Origin of the sequence: Martinezella hainanensis (genome assembly GCF_900094555.1) — a bacterium.
Lineage (GTDB): Bacteria > Pseudomonadota > Alphaproteobacteria > Rhizobiales > Rhizobiaceae > Rhizobium > Rhizobium hainanense.
This window is the reverse complement of sequence record NZ_FMAC01000005.1, coordinates 386,938-397,192: the sequence shown is the minus strand read 5'-3', so window position 1 is coordinate 397,192 and position 10,255 is coordinate 386,938. Positions and strand designations below refer to the sequence as shown.

10 protein-coding genes are annotated in these 10,255 nt (G+C 61.2%); 8 read left to right on the top strand and 2 right to left on the bottom strand.

The features are described from left to right. The first annotated feature begins 43 nt into the window (after positions 1 to 43). From GA0061100_RS34705 to GA0061100_RS18415, 6 genes are all read left to right on the top strand, one after another. A complete protein-coding gene (locus GA0061100_RS34705) occupies positions 44 to 208 on the top strand; it encodes a hypothetical protein (RefSeq protein WP_159444795.1) in 165 nt (54 codons plus the stop codon). 362 nt (positions 209 to 570) lie between these two features. Beyond that, the gene (locus GA0061100_RS18435) at positions 571 to 1,029 is read left to right on the top strand and encodes a universal stress protein (RefSeq protein ID WP_075854162.1); all 459 of its coding nucleotides are present in this window, start codon (positions 571 to 573) and stop codon (positions 1,027 to 1,029) included. Positions 1,030 to 1,138: 109 nt separating this feature from the next. Further along, the gene (locus tag GA0061100_RS18430) at positions 1,139 to 2,395 is read left to right on the top strand and encodes an arsenic transporter (RefSeq protein ID WP_075854161.1); all 1,257 of its coding nucleotides are present in this window, start codon (positions 1,139 to 1,141) and stop codon (positions 2,393 to 2,395) included. 56 nt (positions 2,396 to 2,451) lie between these two features. Then, entirely contained in the window at positions 2,452 to 3,054 is a 603-nt protein-coding gene (locus GA0061100_RS18425) for a TetR/AcrR family transcriptional regulator (protein WP_075854160.1), read from the top strand. Positions 3,055 to 3,095: 41 nt separating this feature from the next. Then, entirely contained in the window at positions 3,096 to 4,073 is a 978-nt protein-coding gene (locus GA0061100_RS18420; protein ID WP_075854159.1) for a zinc-binding dehydrogenase, read from the top strand. 170 nt (positions 4,074 to 4,243) lie between these two features. Continuing rightward, positions 4,244 to 6,598 (top strand): heavy metal translocating P-type ATPase, encoded by a 2,355-nt coding sequence (locus tag GA0061100_RS18415; protein ID WP_075854158.1) that lies wholly within the window; start codon positions 4,244 to 4,246, stop codon positions 6,596 to 6,598. 65 nt (positions 6,599 to 6,663) lie between these two features. Here the strand turns inward: GA0061100_RS18415 and GA0061100_RS18410 are convergent, their stop codons facing one another. Continuing rightward, complete coding sequence (locus tag GA0061100_RS18410; protein WP_244557875.1) at positions 6,664 to 7,452, bottom strand: AraC family transcriptional regulator; 789 nt, start codon at positions 7,450 to 7,452, stop codon at positions 6,664 to 6,666. Positions 7,453 to 7,575: 123 nt separating this feature from the next. Here GA0061100_RS18410 and GA0061100_RS18405 point away from each other — a divergent pair, with 123 nt between their 5' ends. Continuing rightward, positions 7,576 to 8,706 carry an FAD-dependent oxidoreductase gene (locus tag GA0061100_RS18405; protein ID WP_075854156.1) on the top strand — a complete coding sequence of 377 codons (1,131 nt, stop codon included), beginning with the start codon at positions 7,576 to 7,578 and terminating at the stop codon, positions 8,704 to 8,706. A gap of 10 nt (positions 8,707 to 8,716) precedes the next feature. Then, a complete protein-coding gene (locus GA0061100_RS18400; protein WP_075854155.1) occupies positions 8,717 to 9,142 on the top strand; it encodes a hypothetical protein in 426 nt (141 codons plus the stop codon). Positions 9,143 to 9,213: 71 nt separating this feature from the next. Here the strand turns inward: GA0061100_RS18400 and GA0061100_RS18395 are convergent, their stop codons facing one another. Beyond that, positions 9,214 to 10,254 carry an LLM class flavin-dependent oxidoreductase gene (locus GA0061100_RS18395; protein WP_075854154.1) on the bottom strand — a complete coding sequence of 347 codons (1,041 nt, stop codon included), beginning with the start codon at positions 10,252 to 10,254 and terminating at the stop codon, positions 9,214 to 9,216. Position 10,255: the final 1 nt, after the last annotated feature.

The following is a 10,255-nucleotide window of genomic DNA, read 5'->3' as shown; positions in this document are numbered from 1 at the left end:
CCCAGAACGCACTTGCCGCAATCGACGATATCGGAGCCCCAATATGACTGGCTTTCTGCTTCTTGTCAGCGACAAGAATAGCAGTGCCCGTCTCGCCGATGGGTTGATCCCATGGCAAGTTGTTCGCGACATGGTTCTAAGGCAGTTTGTGCACTGCGCAAAAGCGCGCAGGATGTCGCAGGGCACCGCCGCAGCCATGTCAGATTGACGCAGAAGCCCATGATATTTCTATGTTGTTGCGATAGCGACATAGCATCATCTGACGGCTAAGCCGTTTGCACTGCAGCAATTTCCCCTGATTCCGACGCCTCCCTGGGGAGCGCAAATCCGGCGTCGCTCGCTGTCTGATCGGGCATGAAAACCGCGACCATTTGACCTTTATTGCGGTAAAATTCACGCCAGACTGGCGAATCACCCGATCGAATGAGCCAGTGCCGACCGCGAGACTTGACGGATGCCATCATTGTCGATGTGTTGGGTATTCGTTTGCTTGTCCGGGCAAGTTTAACCGGAGAGATTGCAAGTGACGCCGAAGAACTGCTTCGGGCCGAGGCGTTTTGGGAGAATGCAATGTATGACAAGATCATTTGCGCAATTGGGTTGGGCTCACGCGAGCGCGCCGAACGCCTGCTGCGAACGTCTCACGCACTTTTATCCTCAGGCGGCGAATTGACGGTCGCGCACGTTATCGAGCGTTTCCCTTCCGGGCGCGAAAGCCCGGATGATTGGGCCGTTTCAGTAATCACGGAAGCCGAGGAAAAGCTCGATGCTCTGTGCAGACGTCTCGGCATCACCGCCTCCGTCGACGTGCGCATGGGCACGGCATCGAAGACGCTGCTGACCGTCGCCAAGGAGAAGAAGGCCGATCTCATCGTTCTTGCAACGCATACGTCCGATATTATCGATCGCATATTCGGTTCGACTGTCGAATATGTCATACGCCACGCAGAATGTTCCGTCCTCGTCGAGCGAGCCGACAAAACGCACGACGATACGGCAAGGAGCGCCGACACGGCGAAGAAGGCATAGCGCTTCGTCACATCGTGCAGGATTCTGTCGAGATATAGGTCAGCCCGGTTTGCGCTGCCCCGCAGTGATGCTACATACCCGCTCCGACCTCAAATCCAAGACGAGTTGAATGACCGAATCCGCCATCACCTGGAGCATCGCCGGCCTGACCGCCCTCGGTGTCGTCACGCGCCCATTCCGGTGGCCGGAAGCGATCTGGGCGGTTCTCGGCGCAGCACTTCTCGTCGCCCTCCGGCTCATCGGCCCAGCCGAGGTATGGGCGGGCATATCCAAAGGTTTCGATGTCTATCTCTTCCTGATCGGCATGATGCTGCTGTCGGAGCTCGCGCGGCGCGAAGGGCTCTTCGACTGGGTGGCGGCGATCGCAACCTCGCATGCCAGGGGCTCCCCTCGCCGGCTTTTCGTGCTCGTTTACGTCGTCGGCGTGGTCGTAACGGTATTTCTGTCGAATGACGCAACCGCCGTCGTGCTCACGCCTGCCGTCTACGCAGCCTGCCGCGCGGCGCGGGTGAGAGACCCCATGCCCTACCTATTGGTCTGCGCCTTCATCGCCAATGCCGCGAGCTTCGTACTGCCGATCTCCAATCCGGCTAATCTGGTCATCTTCGCCGGCGGTGAGATGCCACCCCTGTCGCGCTGGATGCAGACCTTCCTGCTGCCGTCCATCGTCTCGATCATCGTTACCTTCGCCTGCCTCTACTGGACGCAAAGACGTGCGCTGGGGGAAGACACGATCGCCCGCAATGTCGAGCAGCCGCACCTCTCCCGCAGTGCTCGGCTGGCGGGATGGGGGCTGGTGGTCACCGCTCTCATCCTAATCGGCGCATCCGCCATGAATTTCGACCTCGGCATCCCGACATTCGTCGCGGGCCTCCTCACGACCATCATCGTTCTCGCCCTTACCCGGCAAAATCCATTGGATACGGTTCGTGGTATCAGCTGGAGCGTAATACCCCTGGTTGCGGGCCTTTTCGTGATCGTCGAGGCGGTCAATCACACCGGCCTCACCGCCCTTCTGTCCGAAAAGCTGGCGTTGCTGGCCGCGCAGTCCCAGACACAGGCGGTCGGCGCTGCCGGGCTTTCAGTCGCGGTCGTCTCCAACCTCGTCAACAACCTGCCGGCCGGTCTTTTCGCCGGCAGCGCGGTACAGGCGGCCCATGTTCCTGATTCCATTGCCGGCGCGGTGCTGATCGGCGTCGATCTCGGCCCCAACCTGTCGGTCACCGGCTCGCTCGCCACCATCCTCTGGCTCGCCGCTCTTCGTCGCGAAGGGCTCCACATGGGAGCATTGGCTTTCCTGAGGATCGGCGCTCTCGTGATGTTCCCGGCTCTGATCCTCTCGCTTGCCGCTCTCGCATTGATCTGACGGCGAACAACATCGGGTTTATAGACGACCGGTCGAATATTTGTTACGGACCGCTCATGATGACGAAGAAGAAATCAGAGCTGACTCGGAGCCATATTCTCGCAATCGGGCGAGAACTGGTGCTGCGCAAGGGTTTCGGAGGCGTGGGCCTGAAAGAGCTGCTCGAGCAGAGCGCCGTGCCGAAAGGCTCGTTCTATTATTATTTCGCGTCCAAGGAAGCCTTCGGCTGCGCCCTGCTGAAGCAATATTGTTCTGACTATGCGGAGAGACTCGACGCACTCTTCGGGTGGAAGGGCAATGGCCGCCAACGCCTGATGCACTATTGGGATGCCTGGCTTTCAGATGGTAACACGGCCAGCCTTGCCGACCGATGCCTGGTCGTAAAGCTTGCCGCCGAGATCTCCGATCTTTCGGACAATATGCGCGTGATCCTGCTCGGCGGCGTCGAGGATCTCATTCGCCGCCTCACCAAAATAATCACCGAGGGGCGCGAGGACGGTTCGATTTCACCGTCCTGCATCCCGGAAAAGACGGCTCGCTCGCTCTATAGCCTCTGGCTCGGGGCAGCGATCCTCGCCAAGCTTGGAAAAGACAAGACACCGCTCGACCAGGCCATGCTTGCCACCGAACAAGCCCTTTCGGCACCCGGCAGCCTTTGATCCAAAGCAGGACCAGCATGTCAACACGCAAGGAAAATACAATGCGCAGTGCCATCCACGATGTCTTCGGCGATCCGGCTGCGGTCCTTTATCTGGCCGACATGCCGCTGCCGGAGCCTGCCGCCGGAGACGTGCGCATTCGCACTATTCTCTCCCCCATCCACAATCACGATCTTTGGACCGTGCGCGGCGCTTATGGCTACAAGCCGATTTTGCCCGCCATCGGCGGTAGCGAAGCGGTCGGTTTCGTCGACGCCGTCGGAGCCGGTGTCGACAAGACGCTCATCGGCAAGCGGGTCGTTGCGGCCGGCGTCCATGGCACCTGGGCCGAGCAATTCACAGCGCCGGCAGCAAGCCTGGTTCCGGTGCCCGACGTGATTTCCGACGAAGCCGCAGCACAGCTGATCGCCATGCCGTTCAGCGCCATTTCGCTTCTCGAGTCCCTCCATGTCGAGCCCGGCGACTGGATCATCCAGAACGCTGCGAATGGCGCGGTCGGAAAGACGCTGGCCATGCTGGCCCATAGCCGCGGCATACACATGATCAACCTCGTTCGGCGCGATGGCGGCATTGACGAGCTGTCCGCATTCGGCATCGGCAACGCCGTTTCGACTGCCGCTTCAGATTGGAAGGCGAAGGTACGTGCCATGGTCGGCGATGCACCGATCCGCGCTGCCGTAGACTCCGTCGGCGGTGTTGCAAGCAACGACCTGGCCGACCTTCTAGGTGAAAACGGCCTCTTGGTTTCCTTCGGCACTGCGGCGGGCAAGCCGATGCAGATCGCCTCAAGGGCTGTCATCTTCAAGCAGCTAACGATCAAGGGCTTCTGGGGCATCAAGGTCAGCGCCGCCATGCCGGCGGAAGAGCGCCGGCGGCTGATCAGCGAATTGATCACGCGCGTCGCATCCGGCGAAGTCAAACTGCCGGTGGAAGCAGCCTATGACATCACGGAGATCGCAGAAGCGGTGAAATCCTCGCTGGCGCCCGGCAAGGCTGGAAAAGTTTTGCTGAAACTATAGACCTGCCTGCGCCATGGCGTAACAACCGGTGCAGGGAACTGGGGCGGGAGCACGGCTAGATCGATTGCCGCTTTCTGCGAATGATCACACAAAATTCGCAAAATTGCTCTTGTCCCTCTAGTTACTAGAGGATGTAGCAGTGGTTCCAAGAGAAAATCTGGAACCGAAACATGACTTCGACAACACAACAGAGCCGCTATCGCGTAGAGGGCATGGACTGCGCTTCGTGCGCCGCGAAAATCGATACAGCCGTTCGCCGCCTGCAAGGTGTCGAGGATGTTTCCGTCTCGGTCACTGCGGGCACGATGACGGTCAAGCATCAGAGAGATCCCGATCTTCTGCCCAACATCGCGAAGCGGGTCACGGGGCTGGGTTACAAAGTTTTCCCGCTGCCGCAGAGCAACGTCTCCACGCCAAAGGTAGAAGAGAATGACCATGCCTGCGGCTGCGGGCACGATCATCACAAGCACGAATCCGATGGGCATGATCATGCGGGACACAGCCACGATCACCACCATGACCATGATCATGGCGACCACGATCACGGCGCCGCTGGCCATCGGCACGACCATGCCGGGCATAACCACACCACCGAAGAGCGAGAAGCGGCGGTTGCCGGCCTTCACGGTCACGACCACGGACCGAGCACAGGACCATGGTGGAAATCGGCCAAGGGCCGCCTGACGATCGCCAGCGGCTTGGCACTTGCCGCTGCCTGGGGGATCGGCAAGCTGGTTCCCGCACTGGACGTCTGGATCTTTACCGCTGCCATGCTTGTCGGCTTGGTGCCGATCGCCCGGCGCGCCTTCATGGCCGCAAGGGTCGGAACACCGTTTTCGATCGAAATGCTGATGACGATCGCGGCCATCGGCGCTGTCATCATCGGCGCCAGCGAAGAAGCCGCGGCCGTCGTCTTCCTGTTCCTGATCGGCGAGCTGCTCGAAGGCGTTGCGGCCGGCAAGGCCCGCGCCAGCATTCAATCCCTTACGGATCTGGTGCCCAAGACCGCTCTCCTTGAGGAGAATGGCAAGACCCGCGAAGTGCAGGCCGAAAGCCTTGCCGTCGGTGCCATTATCCTGGTTCGCCCCGGCGACCGCATTCCGGCCGACGGCGTGATCCTCTCAGGCGAAAGCGCCATCGACGAGGCGCCGGTGACAGGCGAAAGCACCCCCGTTCGCAAGGGTGCGGATGCCGCCGTCTTTGCCGGCACCGTCAACAGCGATGCGGCGCTGCGCGTCCGCGTGACCGCGGCAGCCTCCGACAACACCATCGCCCGCGTCGTCAAGCTTGTCGAGGAGGCGCAGGAATCGAAGGCTCCAACCGAGCGTTTCATCGATCGCTTCTCCCGCTATTACACGCCCGGCGTCGTCGTTGTCGGCGCGCTGGTCGCCATCCTTCCCCCGCTGTTCCTGGGCGGGGCCTGGAGCGAGTGGGTCTATAAGGGCTTGGCGATCCTGCTGATCGGCTGCCCCTGCGCCCTCGTCATTTCGACGCCGGCGGCGATTGCGGCCTCGCTCTCGTCCGGCGCGCGGCGTGGTCTGCTGTTGAAGGGTGGCGCCGTGCTCGAAAACATCGGCAAAGTCACCGCCGTTGCCTTCGACAAGACCGGCACTCTGACCGAAGGCAAGCCCAAGGTCACCGATATCGTCGGTCTCGGCATGAGCGATACGGAAGTGTTGCGACTGGCAGCCGCACTCGAAACCGGTTCCAGCCATCCGCTCGCCCGCGCGGTCCTTGATCGCGCAGCCGCAGCCGGAACGGATATTCCTCAAGTCATCGATGCGAAAGCAATTGGCGGCAAGGGCGTGAGCGGCACGGTCGATGGTGTCGAAGTGTTTCTGGGCTCGCCGCAGGCCGTGGCCGACAGGATATCGCTGACCTCGGAACAGTCGGTACAGATCGCGAAGCTCAATGATGAAGGCAAGACCGTTTCCGTCGTCGTTGCAAAGGGCAGCGCTGCCGGCCTGCTCGCCATGCGCGACGAGCCGCGTGCCGATACCGCCGCCGGCCTCAAGGCGCTTGCCGATGCGGGCATCAAGACGATCATGCTGACCGGCGACAATCAGCGCACGGCACAGGCGATCGGCAAGACACTCGGTATCGAGGTCAAGGCGCAACTACTGCCCGAGGACAAGCAGCGGATCGTTGGCGACCTGAAGCGGCAAGGCTTGCGCGTCGCCAAGGTCGGCGACGGCATCAACGATGCACCCGCGCTTGCAGCAGCCGATGTCGGGATCGCCATGGGCGGCGGAACCGACGTTGCTCTGGAAACGGCGGATGCCGCCGTGCTGCATGGCCGCGTCGGCGATGTCATCGAGATGATCGACCTTTCCAAGCGGACGATGAGCAATATCGGCCAGAACATCACCATCGCGCTCGGCCTGAAGGGTGTGTTCCTCATCACCACGATTGTCGGCATCACCGGGCTCTGGCCGGCAATCCTCGCCGATACCGGCGCCACGGTGCTGGTCACCATGAATGCGCTGCGCCTGCTCGCCTTGAAGCCACGCCGGGTCGCAGTCTGAACTATCTTCGGACGCCGATGAACAGGTCGGCGCCCCCTCTCGTCATTTCCGAAATTACGAGGAGATCAAGATTTCCGGACGGACAGGTAACGGCGCGGCGATAGGCCAAATGCTTTCCGGAACATGGCGATGAAGCTGCTCGCGCTCGCATAGCCCAAGCTGTCCGCCACCTCAGCGATCGGTATTCCCGCGCTCAGATGCTCCAGTGCCAGCAACAAGCGAGCCTGCTGCCGCCAATTTGCGAAGGACATGCCCGTTTCTGCATGGAAGAGCCGCCTGGCCGAGCGTTCGGATATGCCCGCCTGCTGCGCCAGTGACTGAAAGGTCTCCTCGCTGGCGGGGTCCTGCAGCACGGCTTCCGTGATGCGCAGAACGCGCCGATCCGTCGGCATAGGCAGATGCAGGCTTTCGCGAGGCGCGGCCCGAACCTCATCCAGCAGAACGGCGGCAAGGCGACGCTGCTGCGCTGACAGCTTTTCCTCCCAATGCCATGTCGTCGCCCGACGCACGAGCGCCCGCAGGACATCGCTGACGCTGAGAACGCAAGGCGTCGTCGGCAAACCGGCGCTGGCACCGGGCGTTAGAAGGATGCCCCAGCCGCTCAGCACGCCGTTGATCCCCGCCTTGTGCATGACACCAGGCGGAATCCAGCCCGCACGCTGCGGCGGCAGGAGCCAGGAACCATCCGGCGTATCGACGCGGACGAGCCCGCTCTCAATGCAGAAAAGCTGCCCGCGCATATGCGCGTGCCAATCATATTCCTGGGTTCCCAGGCGGAAGGCGCTACCGGGTTCATCCGATCCCCAAAAGGCAATGAGCGGCGGCCCGTCAGCACGTTCGCCGATATCTTCCATGTCCATTTTCGTTTGGCCGTTTTGCAATATTTATAGTCCGAATGTCGTTATCATGCTCTGGCGGCGCTGGGCTATCTTTCTCTCGTAAGATCGAAATCGACCAGTGAATGGAATAGAAGACCCATGCAGGACTTTCGTGTCGTCATCATCGGCTCAGGCCTCGGCGGCTTGTGCCTCGCACAGGGATTGAAGCGCGCCGGCATCCGCTTTGACGCAAATGGACAACAGGCGTTGGGAGCCTGCCTGCCGCCGGCTCTGTTTGAGCTCTTTCGGGCGACCGCCTCGGTGAGCCCTCGATCCGCATGCTTCCTGACCCCTCAGCTTCTGCCCGTCACGGGGCGCGCGCCGACGAACTGGGATACCGGCGAGGATGACGACGACGGCGATCTGAGCGTCAATCGCCTGACCCTTCGCGAAATCCTGCTGTCGGGGATCGAGGAGCACGTTCATTTCGGACATGCCTTCACCCACTATCGCTGCATGGACGACGGTCGCGTCGAGGTGCAGTTCGAAGGTGGCCCCCCGGTTTCCTGCAATCTGCTGGTCGGCGCCGACGGCGTGAACTCGCAGGTGCGCCGCCAGCTGGCTCCATATGCCGAGCCGGCGGATACAGGTTCTATATGCGTCTACGGCAAGAGCGAAATGCCGCTGAACGATGCCGCTGACCTACTTGGGAATGGAACGACGGTGGTCTTTGCCGATGGGTGCACGGCGATCTTCGATCTCATGCGCTTCCGCGACGACTTTCCGAACCTTGCCGCCAGTGTTGCTCTGGATTGCAGGCTGACGCCGGTGACGGACTATCTCTATTGGGCGCTGATCGGCCCCCGTCAAAAACTGGGATTGGAGACCTACGATCACACGCAGGATCTACCTGTATTGCTGAGGACGGCAATGCGCGGCTGGCATCCGGAACTGAAGCAGATCATCAGCCACAGCAAGTCGACAGCTGTGGCGGCACTCCCCGTCAGAAGCGGTCGCCCGGACGCTCTCTGGCCATTCGGTGCGGTGACGCTCCTCGGGGATGCTATTCACGCGATGAGCCCTGCCGGCGGGCTTGGCGCCAATACCGCGCTAGAGGACGCACGCATGCTGACGCAGATCCTGGCCAAATCCGACAAGGAGTCAAAAACGGCCTGTACGGCCTTGCTGGATTACGAGGCCGACATGCGCGAACGGGCAGCCCGCGCCATCGATACATCGGAACGCGGCGCCGCGATGCTGTTCGCAGCAGTGACAGACAAAATCGCTTGAGGACAACAGCATGACAATCGATGCAACCACCTTCACCTTTCACGATGTCTCCCTGTGGCCGATCGTGCGCCAGTCGGCCGGGTCCGTGCGACCAGGCTATTCCGCACAATGGGAAAGGGAAATGGACGCCATGCTCGCCATTTCCATGCCCTTCGTCGTCATCATGGACGGCGATCAGGCAGCTGAGAATCATGAGGATCGCAGGGCTCGCGGCATATGGCTGAAGAAGAACAAAACTGCGCTTGCGGCAATTTGCCGGGCAGTGATCGGGGTCGAAGCCAACCCTATCAAGCGGGCAGCCATGCACGTGCAGATGGCGCTTGCAACGAAGGCGTTCGGCACGAGAATGGATCTCGTCGCAACGCATGAAGACGCGCTTCGCCTTGCGGAGCGGATTCTCAAAGGCGGCAAAGCCACGGCCGCGCAGTTCGGCTAGAATATCTCCTAGCGCGACGTGATACAGACCGGGCAGATTGCAGCCTGCTCGGTCTCTTGGCTATGGCCGCTTCACGATGCGGACCGCTGCAGAGGCCTGATTTCTTTCCAGCCAAGCTCCGGAGCGATCGATGTCACGAAGTCGTGGATGATCTGTCGATATTCCTCGTCATGAAACTCATAGGGCAGCTCCAGCCGGAATTCACTGACATAGGGCAGGATCGGATCCTTGCGCAGACGTTCGAGGATTTCATCCGACGAGCCGACAATATCGCGGGCGAAAAGGGTTCGCCGTTCGCCTTGAGGCGAAAGCGTGCGCTCATAGCGGCCGGCGGCATAGTCGGTATAACGCTTGCGGGTGATCGCATCGGCGCTGTCGAAGGGTACGATGACCCGGCCAAGCGCCACCCGCCTCGTATCGCCGCCCGAAGCACGGTAGGTTTCCAGTTGGCGCGACTGCGCGACAAAGAAATCATCCGTCTGCTCGCCGGTCGTGACATTGCCGATGAGCAGGTTGAAACCGTTTCGACCGGCCCATTCGGCCGAACGCAGCGAGCCACCACCATACCAGATGCGATCGATCAAGCCTTTGGCATAGGGCTGGAGGCGCGGGCGCTGCGGGCCGAACGGCGTCTTGATGAGCGTATCCTGATTGCCGACATAGGTGCCCTTCAGATTATCCGTGAAGCGCAGCACCCTCTGATGGGAAAAATCGTGGTTCTCCCAATCGCCATCGAAGGCGAGCGGCCCGATCAGATCCGCATGCAGCGGCCGGCCGGCGCTCAGACCGATATTCAATCGTCCGCGCGAAAGCACATCCACGGTCGCCAGATCCTCGGCAAGCCGATACGGGCTTTCGTAGCCGATGGGTATGACGGCGGTGCCGAGCTCGATGTGGCGCGTTCGCTGCGTCGCCGCGGCGAGAAAGGCGCTTGCCGAGGAAATGCCGGGTTCCAAATGCCGCTGGCGTACCCAGGCGCTGTTGAAGCCCCTCCCTTCCCCGTATTCGAGCAATTGCAGGGTCTGTTCGAGACCGGCGAGCGGATCCTCATCCGGATAGTTTCCCGGCGTCAGAAAGCCGATATGGCTGATAGATAGGGCTTGGCGGCTCATT